A 24931-nucleotide genomic window follows, 5' to 3' on the forward strand; every position below is an offset into this window, starting at 1 on the left:
TCTAATGAGGGAAACCGGGGGTGATGAAACTGGGTGTCTGACACTGAGTTTCATCACCCCCGGTTTCCTTCCTTTTTATCCACGATTTCTATTACAGCCCCTTCAGTCCCTTCAGCGTCCCTTCGACGTCCTTGCTTCGCATCAAGGTCTCGCCTATCAGCACCGCGTCGGCGCCCCAGGCCCGTACCAGCTCCATGTCTGCAGCATCGCGGATGCCGCTTTCTGAGATGCAGAGGCAGTTTTTAGGGACCATCGGCAGAAGTCTTTGGGTGGTGGAGAGCTCCACATTGAAGGTTTTGAGATCCCGGTTGTTAATACCAATTAATTCAGCGCCGCAGGCAATGGCCCGTGTCATCTCCGCTTCGTCGTGAACCTCCACCAGGGCATCCAGTCCAAGGGAGGCCGCCAGGTCCATGAAGGACCGGATCTCCTCGTCGGTGAGGATCGCGACTATGAGGAGAATCGCGTCCGCGCCAATCACCCTGGCCTCGTAAATCTGGTAGTCGTCAAAGATGAAGTCCTTTCGGATGATGGGGAGGGACACCGCTTGGCGCACCTGCCTCAAATAGTCGGAGCCGCCCTGGAAATAAGCTTCCTCCGTCAACACAGAAATGGCGCTGGCGCCGCTGCGCTCATAGGCCGCCGCGACTTCCGCCGGGCGGAAATCCGGCTGGATCAGACCCTTGGAAGGGGAGGCCTTTTTGACCTCCGCAATAATGGACAGGCCGTCCGCTGCCAGCGCCTTCGCAAAGCCCTTGGTGGCCCGCAACCGGGAAGCCGTATCAGCGGTCATCTCCAGCGCCAGGCGCTTCATCTCCTCACGACCGACCGCCGAGATCTCCCGGGCCAACTGAATTTTCCGTTTTTCAACAATCTCATCCAAAATCATGGTTGTCCTCCTAGTGTATCTTATCTCCCATACTGCTGGGTCGTCTCCGCCAGCGCCTTCAGCTTCGCCAGAGCACGCCCGCTGTCTATGGAGTCTCGGGCTGCTGCTACACCTTCCTTAAAGCTTTCCACCTTACCGGAGGCTACCAAGGCTGCTGCCGCATTCATGAGCACCACATCCCGCTTCGGACCCTGCATGCCATTTAAAATGTCCAGCGTGATCCGGGCATTCTCCTCAGGCGTTCCCCCTACCAGGTTCACGAGCTCTGTCGAAGTCAGCCCGACCTCTTCCGGGGTAATTTTGTAGGTGCGGGTCTGACCCCGCCTGATCTCACAGATCGTTGTCGCGCCTGTCAGAGTGACCTCATCGAGTCCGTCGGAGCCGTGAACCACAAGGGCCCCCTGGACGCCAAGCTGAACAAGGACATTCGCCAAAACCTCAACCAACTTTTCATCGTAGACCCCAAGGAGCATATAAGGCGCCCCTGCCGGATTGGAGAGGGGGCCCAGAATATTGAAGACACTTCGCAGTCCCAGTTCCCGCCGCGGCGTCGCCGCATGGCGCATGGAGCCGTGGAACGCCGGCGCGAACATGAAGGTCACATCCGTCTTCTCCAGACAGTCCAGGGCCTGCTCCGGCGTCAGATTGAGCCGGACCCCCAGCTGCTCCAGAACGTCCGCACTGCCGGAGCGGCTGGAAACGCTGCGGTTGCCGTGCTTGGCCACCGGCTGCCCGGCACCAGCCACCACAAAGGCGGTGGTCGTCGAAATGTTGAAGGTATTGCTGAGGTCTCCGCCAGTGCCCACTATATCCACTGCCGGCACCTCGGTCTTAACCGTGGCCGCCTTGCTGATCATAGCCCTGGCAAAGCCCGTAATCTCATCCACGGATTCGCCCTTCATCCGCAGCGCCGTCATGAACGCCGCGATCTGGGCGTCCGTCGCGCCGCCGTCCATGATGCAGCCCATGGCGTTTTCCGCCTCAGAGGCACTCAGGGACTCTCCCTCCGCCACCGTCAGAAGATAGCGCTTCAGCGCCGACTTCTCTTCGCTGGACACCGGCATTTGGAGGACCTGGCTGGTAGCCTGCACCCCCGCCACCTTTGTAACAAACTTGTACAGCATGGACTTGCCATGTGGCGTCAGCACGGACTCCGGATGGAACTGAACCCCGTAAACCCGCAGTGCTTCATTTTCCGCCGCCATGATTTCACCCTTAGCGGTCTTTGCGGTCACTTTCAGGGTCTCGGGCAAGGTCAATGGATCCAGCACCAACGAGTGATAGCGTGCCACTTCAAGTTTTACCGGCAGCCCTTCAAAGAGCTTAGAAGACGGATCCACCTCAATCACACTGGACTTTCCGTGGACCTGCTCAGAGGCGTGAACCACCCGGCCTCCAAAGGCCTCACCCATGGCCTGCAGTCCCAGGCAGACGCCCAGCATTGGAATCTTGCCCGCGAAGTGCCGGATCGCCTCAATGGTAATTCCCGCGCTGGCAGGAAAGCCAGGCCCCGGCGACAGGATCAGCGCCTCAGGCCCTAAAGCTTCAATCTCCGCCAAAGTAATCTGGTCGTTGCGGACCACTTTCAAATCCGGATAAAAGGACCCGATCTCCTGGTACAGGTTGTAAGTAAACGAATCGTAGTTGTCTATGATCAAGATCATTGGAGATCCCCCGCTTCCACAATAGCTTGAACGACGGCCTTCGCCTTGTTGACCGTCTCCTCGTATTCCTTCTCAGGCACAGAGTCCGCCACAATCCCGGCTCCCGCCTGGACATAGGCCTTCCCGCCTGTAAACAGCGCCGTCCGAATGGCAATGCACGTATCCATGTCCCCATTCAGCGCCAGGTAACCCGCCGTGCCGCCATAAATCCCCCGGCGGCTGCTTTCCAAAGAATCTATAATTTCCATAGCTCTGACCTTGGGCGCTCCGGACAGCGTCCCCGCCGGCAGTACCGACTTCAGGACATCCAGGCCGCCCAGACCAGGCATCAGATTGCCTTCCACGTCGCTCACCAGGTGCATGACCTTGGAGTACCGCTCCACCTTCATCAGCGTCGTCACTTCCACGGAACCGAAGGCGGCGACCCTGCCTACATCGTTTCGTCCCAGGTCCACCAGCATCATGTGCTCCGCCCGCTCCTTGGGATCGTTCAGCAGCTGGGCCTCCAGCTGCAGGTCCTCCGCCGCGTCCAGCCCCCGGCGGATCGTGCCGGCGATAGGCCGCGTCATGATCCGCTCGTCCGTCACGCTGGCCAGCCGCTCGGGGGACGCCCCGGCAATCTCGTAAGACGGAAACTTGAAGTAATACATGTAAGGCGACGGGTTCTGCACCCTCAGCACCCTGTAAACGTCGAAGGCCGGCGGCGGGTTGTCCACCTCAAACCGCTGGGACAGCACGATCTGGAACGCGTCCCCGTCGTAAATGTGATGCTGGGCTCGCCGCACCTTCTCCATAAATGCCTCCCGCGTTGTGTCGCTGGTGGCCACAGTCTCACGCTCATGTGGCTTTCGGCCATTAAAGAACCTCTGGCCCCCTGCTCTGCCGATGGCCCCTGAAAGCCCCTCCGACAAGTCCCGCAGCCTCTGAACCGCCGCCGCGTATTCTGCCTCGAAGCCGGCGTCGCTCTGCGTTCTGACATGGGTCATCAAAATGACCTTGTGCTTCAGGTGGTCGAAGGCAATGATCTCTTCGAAATACATCAGGTGGATCTCAGGCAGACCAATCGTGTCTTCTGGACCGGGGCCCAGTGTCGTCTCCACGTATCTTGCCGCGTCATACCCGAAGACGCCCACCAGACCTCCCGTCAGAGGTGGGAGATGGAGGAGCTTGGGGCTGCGTCTCGTCGAGAGAAAGTCGCCTATGACGGCGAAAGGGTCGGTGATACGACCATCGGCCACTCTCTGTCCGTTAATGGTCATGATCCCCTCCCTGAGCAAAATCTCAGCCTCCGGACAGCGGCCTATAAAAGAGTAGCGGCCCCACTGGGCGCCGTTCTCAACACTTTCCAGCAGGAAGCAGTGGGACGCGTCGTCCTTGATGGCGTTGAAGAGCTGGATGGGGGTCATCATGTCCGCCATCAGCTCAACGGCAACCGGTACAAGGTCATAGCCCTCTGAGATGCGCTTGGCCTTTTCAAGTTCTGGGTAAATCATGGTCGTCACTCCTTGAGTAAAGTCATTTTGGTGGAAGCGGGGGTCTGAGGTTGGAAGATGGTGTCAGACACCTTCTTCCACTTTAGAGGCGCAACTCGGTGTCTGACACCAAGTTCCACCCAGATTTTCATACAAAAAAAGAGCCTATCCTCCCGGTTTGGGACGATAGACTCGTGGTGCCACCCAATTTTAAGAAATAGTGCTCTCCTTGTTTCAGATACAGCACGCGGCCTTCCCGGGTCTTTTGCTGCGACGTCCGGCTATATGTTCAACCTGTGCGATATCCTGTCCCTGTAACGCGAGACACGCGGCTATGGATACTTCAGCTGTCCATTTCAACCGGCCAATCAAACGAGCCAGACCAAAACAAACACGGTTCACCATGCTCCTCACAAACCCATTCGTACGCGGCGTCTGTGCCGGCATCCCACCACCGCCGGCTCTCTGTGACATTCGCTGATGCCTACTACTTACTTTTGCTTCAGGATCAAATATAAACAATCAAATAGTGATAATCGATTTTTAGAATTATACTGCTGAGGCCGCCGCTTTGTCAAGGCCATCTTTTTTAGTCTTTTCAAATTTTTCATAATTTTTTCTAAATCTCTCCGCAAGCGCATGTGCCGCCACATCATACTCAGCCGGATCCGCCCAAGTGGATCGTGGATCCAGAATTTCAGATGGCACCCCCGGACAAGCCTTGGGAATACTGAGCCCAAAGAACGGTTCCGTCTCAAACGCCACCGAGTCCAGCTCGCCGTTCATGGCCGCGTTGACCATAGCCCTGGTATAGGCCAGCTTGATGCGGTCCCCGGTGCCATAGGCGCCGCCCACCCAGCCGGTGTTGACCAGATAAGCTTTCGTGCCATAGGTCTCCATGCGCTTTTTAAGCAGACCCGCATAGACCATGGGGTCCCTTGGCAGAAACGGTTCACCAAACCCCGTCGAGAAGGTCGCTTCCGGCTCCGTGATGCCCCGTTCTGTGCCCGCCAGCTTGCTCGTGTAGCCCGAGAGGAAGTGGTAGAGGGCCTGTTCCGTGGTCAGCCTTGAGATTGGCGGCATGACGCCAAAGGCGTCCGCTGTCAAAAACAAAATAGTTTTTGGATGTCCGCCCCTGCCGCTAGGCACGGCCCCCGGTATGAACTCCAGCGGATACGCCGCACGGGTGTTCTCCGTCACCTGGTCCGTTGAAAAGTCGCTGATCCGCGTCAGCGGATCCATAATGACGTTCTCCAGAACTGCCCCAAAGCGCACGGCGTCGAAGATCTCCGGCTCCTTGTCTCTAGTCAGCCCTATACACTTGGCATAGCAGCCGCCCTCGAAGTTAAACACGCCGTCGTCGCTCCAGCCGTGCTCGTCATCTCCGATCAGCTGACAGTGCGGATCCGCGGACAGGGTCGTCTTGCCCGTCCCCGACAGTCCAAAGAACAGCGTGGTGTCCCCCGCGGCGTTGATGTTGGCAGAGCAGTGCATAGGAAAGACGCCGGCTTCCGGCAGCAGGTAGTTCATCACCGTAAAGACCGCCTTCTTCATTTCCCCCGCGTACCGCGTCCCGCCTATGATGACCGTCTTTTCCTTGAGGTTCAGAATGACGAATGCTTCCGAGCGGGTCCTGTCCACGTTGGTGAACGCGTTGAAGCCAGGCACACACAGCAGCGTGTACTCCGGCACATGGCTCTCCAGTTCCTCTGCCGATGGTCTCACAAACAGCTGCCGGGCAAACAGATTCTGCCACGCGTATTGATTGATGACCGAAATGGGAATCCGGTGCTTCGGATCCGTCCCGCAGTAGCCTTGGAAAATATAGAGATCCCTGTCCTCAAGATACGCCGTCAGGCGGTAATAGATCCGCCAGTACACATCCTCCGTCATGGGCTGGTTGATTTTTCCCCAGGAAATCTTGTCATGTACATCCGGTGAATCCACGATAAACCGGTCCAGCGGCGAGCGCCCCGTATATTTTCCCGTACGAATGGCCAGCGCCCCTGTGCTCGAGAGGACGCCCTCTCTGTGAATCAGCGCCTGCTCCACCAGCCTCGCTGCCGGCAGATTGTCAAACACATCCCCCACGTTGTAAATGGCCAAATTCTTTAAATATGCTGTATAGTCCATATGTACCTTCCTTCTTGTGATGCCCTTCCAGAAGGGCCCAGTTCTCTCAACATGACTATATCAGGATTATTCCCTTTCCGACAATGCAAGAAACAAGGCATTTGACTGAAAATTTTAAAACAAAAAAGGAATTACCTGCAAATGGGCATAAAAAGCTCCGAAAGACTGAAAGGCGGGGTTGATAAGCGCCAGCTCCAGACGCTCGCTCTCTTCCTATATTGAACAAAAACCATCGGCAGAGCCTCTGAAAAGCTTTGCCGATGGTTCCCAATCTCTCATCCCGCATTACGCCACCGGACGAATCGAAATCTTCCGGTTTTGACCGGTCGAAAGACTTGGAAGAAATGCGTATTCGAATTCTCTTAAACCCTTGAATAATCCGGACCAGTTTGAGCCACCATTCCGACGAGCCAGAGCCACTTGTCCGATGTTTTAGAGCCACCATTCCGATCAACGGAGCCATCCGATAGAATAGTCATGGCACAAAAATGTGACCAAATATTCTAAGGAGGTTCTAATGAAGAACATCAGAGAAATTCTACGGCTGAAAAGCCAAGGGATCAGCGAACGAAACATCGCATCAAGCCTGAAGTGCTCAAGGAATACGGTGTCCAAAGTATTGCTAAGAGCCAATGAATTAAATATCAGGTGGCCACTGGAAGTCGATTATACAAATGGAGAACTGGAAGAGCTGCTTTTTCCGAAAGAAAGTGCTCCGGCAAGTACCCATCGTCCTCCTAATGTTGAGTACATCCACTCGGAAATGAAAAAACCCTCAGTTAATTTGAGGTTGCTTTGGGTCGAGTACTGCGAAACCTGTAAACAGTCTAAGGAACTACCGTTGATGTATTCTCAGTTCTGCAATGTCTACCAGAAGTATGCACGTCGAAAACGTGCAACGATGCATATACCCAGAAAACCAACTGAAGCGATTGAAGTAGATTGGGCAGGGCAAACAGCATACATCTATGATCGCGAGACTGGTGAGGAAATAGATGTCTATCTGTTTGTTGGCGTCCTCTCGTATAGCCTATATGCTTACGCAGAAGCCTTCTATGATCAGTCAAAAGTGAGTTGGATAAACGCTCATATCAATATGTACAACTTCTATGGCGGATCAACACGGATCCTTATACCGGATAATCTAAAAGCAGGCGTTACTAAGCCTGATACTTATGATCCGGTGATCAACAAAACTTATGCAGAGATGGCAGAGTACTACAACGCTGCTGTACTACCAGCCAGGGTTAGGCGTCCCAAAGATAAGCCTGGCGTAGAAGGTGTCGTTGGGAATGTCTCAACATGGATCCTAGCCGCGCTTAGAAACGAAAAGTTCTTTTCTCTTGGAGAGTTAAACCAGGCTATCAAAGAGAAACTCTGCAAATTCAACCATAATCCATTTCAAAAGAAAGATGGCAGCAGATTCAGCTATTACCTCGAGGAAAAGGACATGCTGATTCCACTGCCAAAAGCGCCGTATGAACTAGCCGAATGGAAAAAAGCTAAAGTTCAGTACAACTACCATATTAGCATAAATCGCATGAACTATTCAGTCCCCTGTGAGTACATTGGCTATGAAGTCGATGTTAAAATAACTAGTCGTGTGATAGAAGTCTTTTACAAGAATCATAGACTTACCACACATCCACTGCTGTATGGGCGTCCTGGACAATACCATACGATTGAAGAACACATGCCTGCAAAGCATCAGGAATACAATAAATGGGACGCTAATAGATTTATTAAATGGGCTGCTACTATTGGTCCTAACACTGCCATTGTCATCAAATGCATCTTGGAATCCCATAAGATTGAACAACAGGCTTACAAGAGCTGTATGGGATTGATCAAACTATCTGAAAAGCATACCATTGCAAGATTGGAAGCTGCTTGTACCCGCGCGCTAACCTATACATCTTCACCGAGTTATAAATCAGTGAAGACGATATTGGCCACTGGACAAGATAAGGTAGATGATCAACCAGTTCAATCTAAACAATCCGCTCCTGAACACAGTTTTACACGCGGAGCCAGATTCTATGGGGGTAAATAGCGATGACAAATGAAATTACACTACAAAAGCTCAAGGAAATGAGACTTTCAGCAATGGCAGACGCCTTTTCACAGCAATTATCAGATCCTCAATTGCTCAACCTAACATTTGAGGAAAGGCTCTCACTCCTCGTTGACACCGAATACCTCAGCAGAAAGAACAACAAGGTCTACCGACTAATTCGTAATGCAACATTTGATCAGTCACACGCGTGTATTGCCGATGTTAATTACACAAACGGCAGAAATCTGAACAAATCGATGATACAGCAGTTGGCAACCTGTAAATTTATCGTGGCTAATAACAATGTCATTATTATGGGTGCCTCAGGGGCTGGGAAGTCGTACCTGGCTTGTGCAATTGGAATGGAAGCATGTAAGCACCACTTCACAGTCAGGTATATCCGAATGCCAGAGCTGCTTTTGGAGCTAGCCGTTGCACGAGGAGAAGGTATTTACCAGAAGTATTTAAAACAACTAAGGAAACTTAAACTTCTGATCATTGACGACTGGATGCTCCATACCTTAAATGAGATGGAATCACGTGACCTTCTTGAGATAATCCATGCGAGGCACAAGAGGGTATCCACCATATTTTGTTCTCAATTTACGCCTGAGGGATGGCATGCACGGATACCTGAAGCTCCATTAGCTGATGCAATACTTGATCGGATTGTCCATGATTCTTACACGGTTAAAATTGAAAGCACTAATAACGATAAATCAATGCGCGAAATATATGGGATCAACCTCTAGTCTCAACTGGCTCTCTGAGATCGGATAGGTTGCTCCCGGCCGCCGGATGGGTGGCTCACCACCCATCGGAACGGTGGCTCTTTCGAGTCGTAATAAACACCCTGTCGATACGGGCTTTCGACGACTGGTGTGCTGTATAATAAGACACTTTTTTCATCCGGCGATACCGGACGATTTGTTTTCTTCCGGTATTATAACTTGTTATTTTTCATATTAAATTAAAAACCATCGGCAAAAATATCGCCGATGGCCACTTTCCTTTCATCTTATAAATTGCGGCAATAATTAGATGCCCTGACCCCGCCGTTACACAAATCTCCGATTCCGTTCCTGTCATTCTGCATTTACGACCATTCTCCACAGTGCCTCAAGCATATCCGGCGCGTTTTCCAATGAGAAATCAGGATCAAATCCTAGCTCAGGTTCGTTCAAGCACTGGTCTCTTAAGATCTCGAGATACCTGAGCGCCTCTTTCTCATTCCTGAGCCTGAGCTGAATCTCAGCCAACTTTAAAACAGTCTCAGGTGTGGATCGACCATTCTGCATGCCCTTCGTCAAGATCAATCTAAGTGACTCTTCAGCTTTGTTTTCTTTTAGCAGCGCGTTCGCCTCCGAAAGAATCGCCATGGATTCCAGATCATCCGGCGCTAATTCCAAATACTGTGTCTTGATTTCCATAGGTTTACCATCTTGAAGGATCTTAACACTTTCATTCAGCGCGTAAACACCACCGTCTATGAGCGCTTCGAGGGCTTGATGCTTGACAGGCAGCCCCACCATATCTGATTGGAGAAGACGCTTGCCAAAATCAAAGCCCCATGGCCCTGTCTGCAGGATAAGCATTCGGGTAATTTGACTGAGTTCGTGATCCGTCGTCCCCTTCATCAAAAGCAGTTCGAGCAGTGCTAAAATAACGTCCCCGGTAAATGGTTCCTCCCTGTCATTTAACTCTAGTACCCGATCCATGGGATGTGACAAGTGGACTGCTTCCTGTTCAGAGTAAGTAATCAAAAAGTGAGGAATCTCCCCCATCGCTGCCCGCTGCGCGACAAGCGCCGCGGGATGCGTCGCCTCACCCTCTGGTGTCATCCGTGTCCAATAAGCAGCGGCCTGAGGAAAGCGCTTTAAATTAAAGGCGCTGATCCCGGCAAGTCGATGAATTTCACCAAGATCATATTTTTTTAAATGCGACCTATAAAATTCACAGACTTGTTTATGGGCCTGCGCCACCACGCCGGCTCTCATCAGCATCAACGCATATTCAGGCTCCGATCCGGCAAATTCCCCCCTATTGGTTTCCACTTCAAAACGCAGCACACCCTGTTTGAATAAACTCTGACCTTTGGCTCGTTCCCCGCAAGCGCTCTGCAGCAGAGACATCAATCCGAGGAAATATGAACTCATTGCCTTATTAACGGCGATATTAGGCTCCAGCGCCGCTTTTGCCTCAGAAAATTTGCCTTGATACACAAGCGCTGTAGCGAGGTTGTTGCGAATATAGTATTCATAGGCGCCCGGTTCATTCAGCGCTTGCACGAGAACATGGGCTGCCTGCTCAAACTGTTGTTTATAGATTAGCTGCACTCCTAAATCCAGTTGATTTCGAGCTGTTTCGTGGGATGTTGGCATGAGGCAGCACTCCTTATAGTTTTTTTGTGCAGCGGGTTTACAGTCGTGAAAAGAAATGTAACTTTAACCTGGTGTCGTTGTTATTTACTTGTGGTACGGCTCACCGTACCAAGGTCCGTACAACCGCATTGAGTCTACGGGATGCAACAAGGCTTATAAAGAACTTAATGCGATACCGTGCAACTCATGTATTTGATGTAGATTTGTGTTTTACAATTACTTTTACGGTTGAAGAGATTAACCATTTATAAAATTAATGAATTATAAAGCTATATTGTTAAAGAGGGTTAACCTGATAATCCTCTTTAATACACAAATCATCATTAATCTTGATACATATAATAATAAAAAGCTTCAGAATCAAATAATAATCTGCTTTATACTGGTTCTCATCGCTTCCATTAGTTCCGTGTAAATACCTATTTCTTATATCAAAGCCATTTGTAAATTTGGATTTATTCAGATAATAATCCAAATAATCTTGTTCATTTCTTGATAGTAAGGTGCTTTCAAATACAACGTATTTCTTTCTTTCAAAATCATCTATTAAGCTTCTAATCGCTTCACTATAATGCCAATAACTTAATACATCTTCATAGTATAATTCTTTCAGAATATAAACAGTATTAATATCAACAAGTTTAATAAAACCATCATCATTTTCAATAATCAGTTCATTATCAAACAACCACTGCATTCGTTGCAATTGGTATTCATGAAAATCGCTTTTTTTAACAAAATCATTAACCACTAAATCAACAAAATTCCTATATTTTTCTTCCTTACCTTGTATATAAAATATACGGCTTTGGTCAGAAAATAATAAATATGATGCAGTTTTATACCAACCTTCTAGTGGATAAACGTATTTGTTACAACTGAATGACTTGATTTCATTAATTTTACAACTAGATGAAGAAAGCTGAATTAACTCTTGGTCAATCTCACCGTCTTCTACTAAGGCATTGTATTGTTTAAATATCCTGTCAATTTCCGGAAGAATTGACCTGCATTTTTCAAAGAAAGGGGTAACATCTGAAGGCATCTTAACTACGAAATTCATAATTGAAAATTCATCTTTCAAATACTTCGTAAAGAACCATTCAATCATGTTCTCAATTCTGATATTAAATGTGTTCATCACCATTATATAACTATACACTTCAGCGTTAGCCATCATTTCTATGAAGTCAAATCCAAATGATGTCTTATATAAATGACTTCCTGATGGTCTAAAAACTGACTCTAACGCAGTCATACCATTTGTTTTGGATGCTAATGTTAATCTACATTTATCGTCTACAATATTAAAAAGGTATATAAAATTATTCCAAAGTGTTGGAAAATCTTGATTTTCTTCAATCCATTTACGATTGACCTTAATATCTACTTTAGTACCCGTTCTATTTATAATTATTTCCTTATCAAGGTCTTCAGGATATGCAATCGAAACACTGGATTCCATGCCAGTTCCGTTACTGAAAATTTTGTCATTTTCGATTGATTCTTGTCGTTTGGCATGTAACTTCACTTTATCTGAAATTATTAGCCCTTTATTTGTTGGAAACGTAATAATACTTCTAAGATAATTGATGTTTACCTCTGGAGACTCAATATACCTGTCTACTAATTCTACAATTTCAGCATTTGACAAAGAAGGAGGTAAAAACAATGAGGTCTCACCAAGGTATTTTGAAATAATTGTCTCAGCATTTTTAGGGTCTTCAAGAATTTTCTCTTTGATGAGAGAATCATAATACTCTGTTAGCCTTTTAAATTGTAGAACCATATAGATATGAACATATTCTTTATTTAGCAACTCTTTAAAATCGTGTTCATCAATTTTTTCGTATAATTTATAAGTCTCGATTAGTTCTAAATAATCTTCAGTTTCAATAAAGTCAATCTCGTCATACAACTTTGAATAAATAGAACCATGTACACCGAGAAAATGCCCTATCATTTTGTGTAATTTTTTCTCTAACACTTTAATATCACAATGAATTAACTCTTCAACATAGTCTGAAAACCTTTTAATACTGATGTATTTAAGGATATTATGATATTCGATTATATCTGAAATCTTGCAATCGCAATCAAAAGCATTAGCATTAATTCTATCGATAATTTTGCCTAACTCCATACCGCAAGTCATATCATGTTCAGAGTAAAACTTGACCCTATCCAAGTATTTCACCTCCGTTCTTAATCACCATCTACAAATCATACTTAATCCCATTATTCCGAAGCCACTCATTGAGACTTTCATAATCAGGTAATATCCGCTTTAACAAACTCAAACTCGTTCAAATTGTTAATATATCAAATATACAATTAACTTTCGTTTAAATTTCACTCAAACAGTTTACAGGTGCCAGTTTATAGTGGATTCCGTCCAAAAACTTAATTATAGAAACTGTAGATTTGCAAAACTTCATTAACTCAGTATCAGTTGTTGCTGGTTCGTCATTCTCAACAGAAGAAGGATTCCCATGAGAAAACATGTTTGTATAATGAATAAAAATGTAGTCTAGTTCATCTTTCCAGTTATCCTTATTTATCCCATCAACTTCAACTAAATTTGAGAATACTGAATCATCTTCCTTCTTAACTGCTTCAAATAACTCTTTCATACCTGGTGTTATACCGTATTTATCCCCTTTCAAGTATCCGAACTTAAAACTCAAATAACTTTCAAGGACAATTCTAACACTATTAGGTATAGATTTCTTTTCATCTTCAGTTATTGCATCATTTGCAATAAATTTTAAAATCAGTTGAAGTTTAGAATAGTATAATGTTGTAAAAAATGCTATATCATCAGGCAAATTCAAAATTTCAGACCCTTGATTATCTCTAATTTTATAAGAATTCAATTTTCTATTAGCAGTTTTTGGACTTCTATTATAAAACTTCAAAAAATTATTCATAATCCTTAGAAATTTAAAACTGTGACTACTTATAAACAACTGTTTAATTTCTTCAAATTCTTCATAAATCAAATTAGCAGTATTGAACATTCTATCCTCATCAATACTTGAAATTGGGTCATCTAAGTAAACAATATAGTCTTTATATTTATCTTTACCCACTTCATATGCCATTTTACTTAAGAAATAGGCAAACGCAAGTGTTGTTTTTTCGCCCTCACTTAACGAATGCTTTAAAGTATTTTTTGTAATTCCTTCTGTATAGACGATACTAAGCTTATCTTCAAGACTTACTTTAAATTTGGTGATATTTAATTTTTGAAGATAAATGTTGATATTTTCTGACTCGATTTGCATTTTTATGATTTCTTCATTAATTTTACGTAAATTCTCTTCTTTTTCTTTTTCCTTTACCGTTTGACTCTCTTTAAGCTTGTTCAATTCAGCAATTGGATTAGAAATTTTAGTATTTTTTATTACTAGCGAACTGAATTTCTCATAAAATAAATTTCTGATAATTGAATCTAGTTTAGATGAAGATATCCTGTTTAGTAAATACTTGTTCATTATCTCTTTATTTTTATTGAATTCTTCGACTTTCTGGTTATACATATCGATTGAATTTAAGACATCACTGACTATGACAGATGAGGAGTAATTATAATCATTTTTCTTTTTATCAATTTCACTTTTTAAAGTAGTCAAATAGTTTTTTAATTCATCAAGCACGGAAAACGAAATCTCATTAATTTCTTCTTCTACAACATCTTTATACTTAGAAACAAATTTATTCAAAATAATTTCATCTCTATTTTCAATGTCAGCTATCGTTTTATTTACAGCATTTAAGTGTACATCGAGTTTCGTATTTAAAATCTTAAGTGTCTCATCAAAGTATCCTTGATAATCGACTATCAAATCATCTAAGACGTAATCTATTGGAGAATTACATAGTGGGCAGGTATAATTAGCATTGTCTTTTTGCAAAATCAGTAATTTAAGACCATTATCAAACCATGTTTGGGGGTTCTCTATAGCCTTTTGAGTAATATAATTCTGTATTTTATCAATAACATTTTCTTTTGCTACTGTACTTATTACTAAATTAATATCACCTAAAACATCAGCAAAGTTGAGAGTAATTATGCCTTTATTAATAACTCGAAGTGCATCCATATCTACTGAGTAATCATCTTTTCGCATCAATTCAATTTCTTTTAAATACTTTTCAATATCTTTTTGAATTTGAGAAATTGTTCTCGGTTTTTCAACAAAGTTGTTTTCTGGTTTAACAATATTTTTCCCTTTCAATACATCTTTTGAATTCCATTCATCACGTATCAACTGCGATGAAGTTTCAATTTTTTTTGATAATTCAGTTATACTTTTTTTAATTCCACTTTTTTCTGTTTCGCCAATTTCATTAATCAATTCGATATTTCTATCCTTTAATCTTTTTATCTCAGGCGATTCAATCCTTGCAACTACACTTTCACTTGTTTTAAAACGTTTTGCATTTGAAGTATTTCCGTCATGTAAATAATTAGATACGAACAAAGAATTAAATATGTATATTTTCTCCTTTGGAAAATTTGCTTTTTTTAACTTTACTGGACTATCGTTAAAAAGAACTTCAACTACTGATTTATCAGAAAATAAGTTTGTATAAATATCTTCTTTAATCGTTGGGTCTTCCACTTCACTAAACAAAGAAATTAATTTTGATAAAACTGTTTTTCCCGACCCATTCTCGCCGTATATAATATTAAATTGATTAAACTCATTAATTGTATTGCCTTTATAATCCTTATATGATGCGACATCTTTAATTCTATTAATCCTTTTTATCATCTTTTTTCTCCCTTTATGTTTATTAAAAACTACGATTACTTTTATCACTCAGCGAATATTTTAAAATCATTTTTCCAATTATATTGCCATCTAACTGAAGAGTAAAATACGTATTACAAACATTTCGAGTGCTAAAAACATTATATCTTATTTCCAATTTTTATTCTATTTATTAACAAAACATTGAACTTCCGTATAAAAAAAACTCACAGAATGAACCGTGAGTCTTAAGTATCATATTTTGGTTGGTTACTTGATACGGTCCACCGTATCATTCTCTATACAACCGCCTTAACACATCCAGAGTCTTGTGTTATCAAGGGTTCAAAAAAGCGGTTGTACTTACTTGTGGTACGGCTCCCCCCTCATAATCCTGAACGCCCTATACACCTGCTCCAGCAGGATCACACGCATCAACTGATGGGGAAAGGTCATCTTCGAAAAGGACAGCTTGAAGTCTGCCCGCTCCAGGATGCTGTCCGCAAGCCCCAGAGAGCCGCCTATGATAAACGCCACATGGCTGTCGCCCTGAAGGCCCAGTTCAGCCAGCTTATCCGATAGGCCCTCGCTGCTCAGCATTTTGCCCTCAATGGCAAGGGGGATCACATAAGCGCCGTTTGGAAGTTTTGCCAGGATCCGCTGCGCCTCTTTGTCGAGGATTTGGGATTTCTCCCGCTCGGAGGTTTGGTCGGGGGTCTTTTCATCGGCTACCTCAATCACTTCAAGCTTTACATATTTCGAAAGGCGCTTCGAATATTCCGAAAGCGCCTCAGTATAAAACTTTTCTTTAATTTTGCCAACGGCAATCAATGTGATTCTCAAACTCTACCTCCATGGCGTCCCTGTGACGCTTGACTGATGCCGCGTCAGCGTGCCTGCCTCAGCGGCCTATGCTGTAAACGCGGCCGACCCGGTCCCTGTAGCTCAGATCAAGACACACGTCCGTTCCCACATGAATGTGGTTTTCCCTCAAAACGCCGCTGACTGTTTCAAAGGCGAGCTCCGGGAAATTGTTTTCTTTGCTGAGATGGCCCAGCAGGATATTTTGAACCCGGCCGCCCTGAACGGCCAAAGTGGCAATCTCACCGGCGTTGTCATTGGAGAGGTGGCCAATTTCAGACAGGATTCTGCGCTTCAGATAATAAGGGTAGGAGCCCATTTTGAGCATCTCAATGTCATGGTTGGATTCCAGCATCAAAAAATCGACCTGAAGCAGCTCCTGGAGGATCTCCTCTGTCACGGTACCGAGATCTGTTGCCACAGCCAGTCGGGAAATGCCGTCAGAAAAGCGGTAGGCAACAGGATCCGCAGCGTCATGGGAAACTGCTATCGATTTGACTTCCAGATCGCCAATTGAGAATGGCACCCCATTCTGGATGATCTTGACCCGCTCCGGATCCACTTTGCCTATTTTGGGCATCATGGCATCCCAGGTGCTTTGATTGGCGTAAACGTCGAGATTATAGCGCCGCATCAGCACGCCGACGCCTTGTATATGATCACTGTGCTCGTGGGTGACGAGAATGCCGCTCAGTGTCGAAATATCTTCCGAAATGCTGTCTATGGCGTTTTTTATATATTTACCGCTGAGACCAGCGTCCAGCAGCACCCGGCTTGAATTCGCCGCTATGAACTGACAGTTGCCGCTGCTTCCGCTGGCCAGGGAGCAAAATTTTAAACTCATTGGGACAACCCCTTAATGACATGATATCCATTATACCTCAAAATGACCTCGTGGTGAAAGATTATGTTGTTATGTCAACTTACTCTACCGCTTCCACAAAGATGACGCGGCCATCGGACAGCCTCATCCGCCAGTAAGGCGATGCTTCACCGGAAGTGATCTCGCTGGTCAAAGATCCTGTCTCCAGTTGATACCCCAATTCGATGGAATCGATTTTTACAGACGGCTCCGGCCCCGTACTGGTCACAGCGATTTCCTCTGCGGCTATAAACAAAGCTTTTGAAGGCTGTATGACTTTGTGAACGTTTTCCTGGGGTTGTGGCTCATTAAACCATCGGCGCTCAAAGGACACCACTTTGTCCCCGGTCAAGCGAATGCGCATGAAGGCCTCCTCCAGAAAGTAGCTGCCATACTTCTGGCGCCATTCCAGGATGACGTGATCAGGTTCAACGCTGAGCTCCCAACGCTGGCGGTCAGCCTGGTCAAAGCCGTGAGCGGCAAGAAACGCTTCGCCAACCTGCCAAGCCTCTTCTTCTTCAAGGGGATCAGAGACTATCCACTGATCTATGGGAAGCTCAAAACGGATCTCACGCTCCAGCGCAACGACCAGGAGTGCGCCGTCGCGTCCGACGAACAAACCGTTGATCTCCTCATAACCCTCTGTGAGAAGCTCTTCGGCGAGCTGAGCCGCTTCTATTTCATTGTACTCAAGATCAATTGCCCTGATGTTCAGCGGAATCGCGGGAATAATCGCGTTGATGCCTATACCGCGACCATTTAAAAGTGCTATAACTGATGGCAGCAAGGGATCCTGAGTCTGATCTCTTTGGATCAGCTTATCCAACCCGCCAGTCATGGCAAATAAAGCAATGTTGGTCAGGATCAGAGCAAAAATAAGAATGTTTTTCGATTTTTTCCAGTCCATAATTACTTCACCGCCTGTGTCGGAACGCGCTGAAGCAGCTCGCCGGTGTATAGGTCAAAATAATAGTGGTTGCTGCCAATTCCCAGGTGCCATGCAGGTAAATACGTGAGCACGTTATTGTCGTGGGAGAGGAAATAAACCAGCTCGTATTCTGTAATGTCATGCAAAATCTGATAAACAAAGCCGAAGTCATCTTTTGATGCTGCCGCTTCAGGATTCAGCGTCAGATAGTCTTTCAAAATAAGGTCAAATTGACTTTCGATCAATCTGTCCAAACTGAGAATCTGATTTGAAGACTCTGTTGTTGGCAATAGACGTTGAATGTCCTTGTAGTTCTTCATCAGGTAAGTCACCTGGTCGTTTGTAATTTCAACAGTCGCCGTATACGGCATCTCCTGATCCGACAAGTCAACTGTTAGCCCCTCGTGCCGATGGCTAAAATGAAAGGTTTTGACTCGGACGCCCGGCGCATCCTCTGTTTCAGTGAAATATCTGAGATAAAATCCCTCCGGAAATTCGCCGTATTTTCTGAGCTCAGAAACCGCTTTTGTCAGGCTGTCTTTGAAACTCAGGATTTCATCTGAGGTACTTCCACCCCGGAAACGCTCTTGATATTCCAGACGCCCTTGAGCGCCAAATCTGAGCGCCCGGTCCCCGTAGCCGTAAAGATAAACGACGGATCCGTCAACTTCCCGAACGCGCTTGACAAAGTCGAATCGAGCTCCAAAGGCAATATCTGCGTAATAGCGCTCTTGTTCCTCACTCAGGGTTTCCAAGCTGAATTCGTTTTGAACACGTACCTTTTCAAAGGTTGGCATGGCCACAATGGGTTCAATAATATGATTTTCTCTATACGCTTGACCGGACTTCTCCAAAATGGTCCTGAGGGAAAACGTGTCTTCGATCCGTTTATATTCAACCGTCTTTTCGTCCTGTTCAATTTCTGTCAGAAGCGCGGCTAAATCCTCGCTCTGTGTGATTTGAGCGGTAACGGCACCAGTAGTGGTGCCTACGCTATAACTGAAGCTGACAAATCTCGCCTCTGATCGATTCCCCAATAAGACGATGCCCGGCTCAGCGGTTGGAATAATAACCACATCGAACGCTGCTGTGCCAAGAAGATCGCGAGACACATCAGAGCCAGCGGCGACAAGAATCTGGTCCATTGTCATGGCGAAAGGCAGCTTTATTGTCACGCTGCGCTGAGTCACAGCTTCATCCCAGATAACCTGATCTGCCTCGGTGTAATCAGAAGTTTCAAGGGCACTGCGAATAAGCCCCTTGGCGCTTGACCAGAGGCTGTTTTTCAGACCGGAATCGAAGTGGCCTGAATACAAGCCACCCCCAAAGCTGACCTGATAGCCTTGGGGGTTTAAAAGGTCTTCGATATTCACACTCACCTGAACGTTTCCGCCAGCGGAACCGGCCCGAGCACTTATGGAACTGGTGTCCAGCAGGAATTGTCCTGCCAGATAGGCGCAGATGGCGAACAGCACCATCAGTATTGCGGATTTCGCTTTTTCCAGAAGCATCCGACACCCTCCATAGTTTCTCAGCTTGCTTGATACACTAAACATTTCCATGTAAAATCGACAACCCCACGTCTGCTCTGAGCGTGGGGTCATAGGCTTATTGGGACAAACTGCTCTTGATGACATTATAGGCATTGTTAGGAAGATCTTGCGCGGAGTCCATAGCGCGAACAGTAACACGCTCGACCTTGATGGTCCGGTTTACGTCATTGCGCCTGAAGTTGATCAGGTAAGTTCCAACAGCAGGCTTCTCAAGGGTCACTCTAAAGGTTGGAATAGCCCCCACTTTGATATCCTGCCAGCTGTATACCGTCACTTGCGCAATCCTTCTGAACTGATACGCCGCTGCATCATAGTCAATCATTATGGCGCTCAAATCACGGGATGCCTTGTTGCGGCGTTCCACAAGGAGGTCCATTTCGTATTGGCTGATGAACCCTGTCTTCATTTTGATCTCTTCCTGAATTCGGTTGAGATCAAACTCAGCTCGGATTCGCTTTTCGTATGCACTTACAAAAGCGTCAATCACCTGACCGCGATAGTCTGTCGTTCTGTATTCGCTCGCAAAACTGTCAGCTAACTTGACAGGCCTCAATCTTTCAAGATTTCTGACAATATCATAGCCATCCCAGCGCACAATACTCATAGAAACGTCCATGTCCTTGAGCAGGCGCACAGAAAGAAACAGATTGTCCCGAATGAAGACCTCGTTGCTGATGCCATATTTAGGTTCCAAAATTTCGATCGATCCCGCCAATTCACGATCCGTTACAGCTGTGGCATATCCTGGGACACCGACAAATGCCGCCAGCAGCACAAATACCGCTGCCGCCCTGACTATTGCCATGCCCTGTGATCTGATCGCTGGCAGGATCAGCGGAAGAACACGCATGCTCATATTTTTCACCTCAAGTGCTAAGCATTTATCCAGAAAGAAGTCCACCTTTAGATTTCCATGCACTTCAAAATCACCGGCGCACTTCGACACTTTCAACTTGGATAAATTCATTATAACGCATGCATGTTACAGTTCCATTACATCAGTTTTAAGAACTCTTTACACAATTATGACGTTAACAGCAAACTGTCCTCTTTTTCACCATGTTTAGCGCTAATCAGCTTATTAAATAAAACAGTTTATGCCGATGGTGCCGCAACCGGCAACCGAATCGTCACAGTCGTCCCAATATCAACTGTCGATTCAATGGCAATACTTCCCCCATGGGCTTCCACAAACTGCTGCGCGATTGAAAGGCCGAGTCCGGTGCCGCCAAGCGCTCTTGATCTGGCTTTATCCACTCTGTAAAATCTCTCAAAGATTCTGGACAAGTCTTTCTCAGGAATGCCCATACCGTTGTCGCAAACTCGCAAAACAAGTTCTTTAGGCAGCTTGGAAGCAAAAATCGTGATCTTGCCCTCCTCTGGTGTATACTTGACCGCATTGCCAATAACATTGATCAGCACCTGCTCCATGCGGTCATAATCAAAGGTTGAAACCATGGACTCTTCCTGGGCGTTTATTTTGATCCACTGCCTTTTCGGCTTATACGCCGTTTCGAGCTTTTTGATACTTTGACGAATCAAATGCAGCATATCGTGCTCTTCCATATGGAGGTTGGCTGTGCGTGCATCAAAATTTGACAGCTGAAGCAAGTCTCTGACCAGACGCGCCATGCGGTCCGCCTCGCCATCAATGACTCCGAGAAATTGCTGTACGGTTTCAGGGTCGTCAATACCGCCGTCCAGGAGTGTTTCGGTATAGGATTTAATGCTCGTGAGAGGCGTCTTCAGCTCGTGGGACACATTAGCCACGAAGTCCCGTCTCATACGGTCGAGCTTCTCCTGCTCCGTGACGTCCTGAAGCACGAAGACAAACCCGGACTTAATGCCCCTGACATTTTCAAAAGGCGCGTAGTTTACCCTTAAGGTGGAGCCTTTGTAATCTACGATTCTGCTGCCCGACCAGCGCATTCCGTCTTCAACAATCTGGTTCATAGTCAGATTTGGATCAATTTCCTTCAAAATCTGATCGATTCGTTCCGCACGATATGGTAATTCCAACATTTCCAGGGCTTTAGGATTTAAATGGATGATATCACCGTCCCGATCCACCGCAACCAGACCATCATCCATATAGTGTAGAATGGCTTCAAGTTTGCTCTTTTCCCGGGAGATTTCATCCATACTGGTTTTTAATTCACTGGTTAAAACGTTGAACATCTCGGCGAGTTTCCCTATTTCGTCATTGGATTTAACATCGACTTTCTGGTCAAAATCACCTGCGGCCATTTTAGCTGCCTTTTCAGTCACATCGTTAATAGGCTCCGTAATCGTACGCGCGATCATAAAGCCCAGGAGAATGGTGATCCCGAGGGCTGCCAGTGTCGCGCGGACAATGGTCGCCTTGGATTCCGAAAGGCTCTTGTAGACATCTGTAAGATCATACCTGATATAGAGAAGCCCGGCGACCGCCTGTCCCCCATTACGAACAGGTTCTACACGGTCCATGGTCCTGATCAGGTAACCTTCATCCTCAATAGTGATGCTTTTTTCAGCAGTTTTTCCGTTAAGCCCTTCAACCAGCAGCTCAAAATCCAAAAATTCCTCGGCACTTCTGCCAACATTCTGCGTACTGGTCGCCGCAATTTTATAGTCCGAGCCATTTATTACGAAAATCTCTTCCCTAAAGCCCAATTCACTCTGATTTTGAATAATCGTTCTGATTTCAGCACTGTCAAAACCCTGATCCACATAGCGCTCAATTTGAGGCTTGATCAGCTCTGTCAGATTCAGCAAGCGTCTTGAAACGTCATCCATGTGATAGCGCTCAAAGGACTCCACAATAATGACGCCCGCTATGATCATGCCAATAAAAACCAACATAAAATAAATGGTGGTAAACTTCCAACGTATGCTTTTGAACATAAGCTTTAAAACCTTTTAAAATAGTAACCGACACCGCGCTTGGTCAAAATATATTTTGGATTGCTGGAATCATCTTCAACCTTTTCTCTCAAACGGCGCACAGTGACGTCCACTGTACGGATGTCGCCAAAGTATTCATATCCCCAAACATCTTTAAGCAGCTGCTCACGGGTGAAAATCTGATTATCTTGAGTTGCCAGAAATTTCAGGAGCTCAAACTCACGCAGCGTCAGTTCAATAATCGCGGCTCTCTTGGTAACTTCATAGCGCTCAAAATCAATTTTCAGCTCACCGGCTTCAAGCATTTGATTTTGAACGGATGCCCCTGTGGCGACATCCGCCCCTGCAGGCTCCATTCGTCTCAGATTGGCTTTGACTCGCGCGATCAACTCTCTCATGCCAAACGGCTTGGTGATGTAATCATCCGCTCCGAGCTCAAGTCCAAGAACCTTATCTACTTCTTCCTCTTTCGCCGTCAGCATAATCACGGGGACTTGGCTGCCCTCTCTGATTTTCTTCAAGACCTGAAAACCGTCCAGCCGCGGAAGCATAACATCCAGCAGCACTAAATCCGGCTGTTCTGCCTTCATTTGCTGCAGCGCTTCTTCACCGTCAAAAGCGGTTATAATCTGATAACCCTCCTTGGTCAGGTTAAAACGTATGATATCCGAAATCGGTTTTTCGTCGTCTACAACTAGCACTTTGCGTGGATTCATTGGTGCCACCCCGTTTCTCTAGGATTAATATCATTCTAACGTACAAATGTTCAATTGTCCACAAGGTCAAAAAACGGACTTGGTGCATGTCGTTCCAAAGAAAAAAGCTTCCTGAAGGCGTACTCCGGGAAGCTTTCGTACAATTTTACATTCTAATATAATTTAAAGGATTCTTGGGAACGCCATTTATTCTGACTTCAAAATGAAGATGAGGTCCTGTGCTGCTTCCTGAATTGCCGCTCAGCGCGATTTGTTGGCCTTTATAGACCTTGTCGCCCTTTTTAACCTGAAGCTTTGAATTGTGTGCATACACAGTGACAACGCCGTCTCCATGACTTATGCGAATCGTATAGCCGTAGCCGCCGTCATAACCGGAAAAGGTGACCGTTCCACCATCCGCGGCCTTAATAGCTGTACCGGTAGATAGACCGATATCAATTCCGTTGTGTCTTCTGCCCCAGCGGGTGCCAAAAGGTGAAGTGACCGTACCCCTGGATACAGGTTTAGCCAAGACGCCGGAGCCTACTGTAGCTGGTCTGGGTTTGGTGCCCTTGACAACGACTTTCGTTGTAGGTTCTGCAACAACCTTTTCACTCAGAATTTCTCTGTTGACTTCTATGCCGTTTTCTCTGACGACATTGGCAACGACTTCCCGTTCACCATTTGAACCGGAAGTTGTGACTTTATTGGTCCCCTTATATGTAGAGGCGTCTTCTTTAACCACTGTCTCAAAAGGAATCTGCTCTTTATAGACAGCTTTCTCCACCGTACAAACCGTAACGAGTGAAGCCGGTACCATCAAACTGACTTTTGCGCCAATCTGAAGTTTCTCAGGTGTAATACCCGGATTAGCCTTTTCAAGATCTTCAACTGAGATCTGATACTTTTGTGAAATTGTCCAGAAGTTCTCGCCCGATTCGACGACATGGATCTTTTCCTGGTCAGTGCCCTTCATAATGTACTCAACAGATCTTTCAGGAACGCTGAAAGCTTTGAACAAACCTGCTTCTTTTCTTGTGGCCGCAACTTCGACAGTTTCTTTGAAGTAGGCTTCCACAATGTCTTTATCAGCAGTAAAGTTCGACATTAAGGTATCAATAACACTTTGTGCTTCGCTTTCTGACTTAAAAAATCCGTACTCTGCGCCGTCAATTTTGACTGCATAGCCCTCAAGCGCTGGTGCGTCAAAAGAAGCAGCCTCTTCAACGAGTTCTGAAATATCCGCAGTCGCTTTTTTCGCGCCGTCCGGAATCAGCGGCATTTTTTTGGCAACGCCCGCTTCTGAAAAAGTCGCTGCAAGCATGACCTGATTTGGTGATTGAACTTCAACGGATTGAAGGTCTGTTGACTGAGCTGTTGAAAACGAACCGGCCTCCAGCGTAAATACGCTCGAGACGGCGACAGCAAGCATGGCCGCGACCACAGACGTGGCATACCGGTTGCGCTTGAAGAAATCGACATGTTTATGAGTATCGAAATCTGCAGGGGTAACAACAGAGCTGTCAAGTTTTTTCAAGGTTTTGCCTGATGCTCGGCGCAGCATAGCTTCGCCTGATTCAAGACCCTTTGCAATCCTTTTCTGGATCTGTTTAAGCTGCATAATTCTCTCCTGTGTTCTTTAGATTTTGTTACAACAGAAATCAGAATTTAATGATTTCTTAATAAATCCTCAATCAGTATACCATAAAAATCGTTTCCAAACTAATTACAAAATCAAATTTCTTTTGTGATATAATAAAAATGCTCCAAATTAAAAAAGAACGTTGTATTTTC

General features: G+C 45.9%; 17 protein-coding genes. 2 read left to right on the plus strand and 15 right to left on the minus strand.

All coding sequences use genetic code 11. The features are described 5' to 3' along the window. Positions 1 to 91 precede the first annotated feature (91 nt). The 4 genes from trpC to pckA all read right to left on the minus strand — a co-directional run bounded on the left by trpC (position 92) and on the right by pckA (position 6158). The gene (trpC, locus tag AC4PHM_RS12390; RefSeq protein WP_492018071.1) at positions 92 to 889 is read right to left on the minus strand and encodes an indole-3-glycerol phosphate synthase TrpC; all 798 of its coding nucleotides are present in this window, start codon (positions 887 to 889) and stop codon (positions 92 to 94) included. Positions 890 to 909: 20 nt separating this feature from the next. After that, positions 910 to 2553 (minus strand): anthranilate phosphoribosyltransferase, encoded by a 1644-nt coding sequence (trpD, locus tag AC4PHM_RS12395; protein WP_492018072.1) that lies wholly within the window; start codon positions 2551 to 2553, stop codon positions 910 to 912. Further along, positions 2550 to 4046 (minus strand): anthranilate synthase component I, encoded by a 1497-nt coding sequence (gene trpE, locus AC4PHM_RS12400; protein ID WP_492018073.1) that lies wholly within the window; start codon positions 4044 to 4046, stop codon positions 2550 to 2552. The genes trpD and trpE overlap by 4 nt, the downstream gene beginning before the upstream one ends. 528 nt (positions 4047 to 4574) lie before the next feature. Then, entirely contained in the window at positions 4575 to 6158 is a 1584-nt protein-coding gene (pckA, locus tag AC4PHM_RS12405) for a phosphoenolpyruvate carboxykinase (ATP) (protein ID WP_492018074.1), read from the minus strand. Between the two features lie 517 nt (positions 6159 to 6675). Between pckA and istA the strand changes: the two genes are divergently transcribed. Together istA and istB are read left to right on the plus strand one after the other, a co-directional pair. Then, entirely contained in the window at positions 6676 to 8211 is a 1536-nt protein-coding gene (gene istA / locus AC4PHM_RS12410) for an IS21 family transposase (protein WP_492018075.1), read from the plus strand. 2 nt (positions 8212 to 8213) lie between these two features. Then, a complete protein-coding gene (istB, locus tag AC4PHM_RS12415) occupies positions 8214 to 8966 on the plus strand; it encodes an IS21-like element helper ATPase IstB (RefSeq protein WP_492018076.1) in 753 nt (250 codons plus the stop codon). Positions 8967 to 9299: 333 nt separating this feature from the next. Here istB and AC4PHM_RS12420 read toward each other — a convergent pair whose 3' ends face one another. The 11 genes from AC4PHM_RS12420 to AC4PHM_RS12470 form a co-directional block, all read right to left on the minus strand. Beyond that, positions 9300 to 10595: a hypothetical protein gene (locus tag AC4PHM_RS12420; protein ID WP_492018077.1), complete on the minus strand. Its 1296-nt coding sequence runs from the start codon at positions 10593 to 10595 to the stop codon at positions 9300 to 9302. A gap of 277 nt (positions 10596 to 10872) precedes the next feature. Then, positions 10873 to 12783, minus strand: coding sequence for a hypothetical protein (locus tag AC4PHM_RS12425; protein WP_492018078.1), 1911 nt, complete (start codon positions 12781 to 12783; stop codon positions 10873 to 10875). A 157-nt stretch (positions 12784 to 12940) separates the two neighbouring features. After that, entirely contained in the window at positions 12941 to 15376 is a 2436-nt protein-coding gene (locus tag AC4PHM_RS12430; RefSeq protein WP_492018079.1) for an AAA family ATPase, read from the minus strand. Positions 15377 to 15718: 342 nt separating this feature from the next. Then, on the minus strand, positions 15719 to 16198 hold the full coding sequence (gene rlmH / locus AC4PHM_RS12435; protein ID WP_492018080.1) for a 23S rRNA (pseudouridine(1915)-N(3))-methyltransferase RlmH: 480 nt from the start codon (positions 16196 to 16198) through the stop codon (positions 15719 to 15721). Between the two features lie 58 nt (positions 16199 to 16256). Beyond that, positions 16257 to 17060, minus strand: a complete 804-nt coding sequence (locus tag AC4PHM_RS12440) for an MBL fold metallo-hydrolase (protein ID WP_492018081.1) — start codon at positions 17058 to 17060, stop codon at positions 16257 to 16259. Positions 17061 to 17139: 79 nt separating this feature from the next. After that, entirely contained in the window at positions 17140 to 17985 is an 846-nt protein-coding gene (locus AC4PHM_RS12445; protein WP_492018082.1) for a two-component system regulatory protein YycI, read from the minus strand. A 2-nt stretch (positions 17986 to 17987) separates the two neighbouring features. Next, positions 17988 to 19517, minus strand: a complete 1530-nt coding sequence (locus AC4PHM_RS12450; protein WP_492018084.1) for a hypothetical protein — start codon at positions 19515 to 19517, stop codon at positions 17988 to 17990. A gap of 97 nt (positions 19518 to 19614) precedes the next feature. Continuing rightward, complete coding sequence (locus tag AC4PHM_RS12455; RefSeq protein WP_492018085.1) at positions 19615 to 20415, minus strand: hypothetical protein; 801 nt, start codon at positions 20413 to 20415, stop codon at positions 19615 to 19617. Between the two features lie 239 nt (positions 20416 to 20654). Beyond that, positions 20655 to 22442, minus strand: a complete 1788-nt coding sequence (locus tag AC4PHM_RS12460) for a sensor histidine kinase (RefSeq protein ID WP_492018086.1) — start codon at positions 22440 to 22442, stop codon at positions 20655 to 20657. 5 nt (positions 22443 to 22447) lie between these two features. Next, the gene (gene yycF, locus AC4PHM_RS12465) at positions 22448 to 23158 is read right to left on the minus strand and encodes a response regulator YycF (RefSeq protein ID WP_492018087.1); all 711 of its coding nucleotides are present in this window, start codon (positions 23156 to 23158) and stop codon (positions 22448 to 22450) included. 145 nt (positions 23159 to 23303) lie between these two features. Further along, a complete protein-coding gene (locus AC4PHM_RS12470; protein WP_492018088.1) occupies positions 23304 to 24758 on the minus strand; it encodes a peptidoglycan DD-metalloendopeptidase family protein in 1455 nt (484 codons plus the stop codon). Positions 24759 to 24931 lie beyond the last annotated feature (173 nt).

The organism is Acidaminobacter sp. QWL-03, from assembly GCF_058683855.1.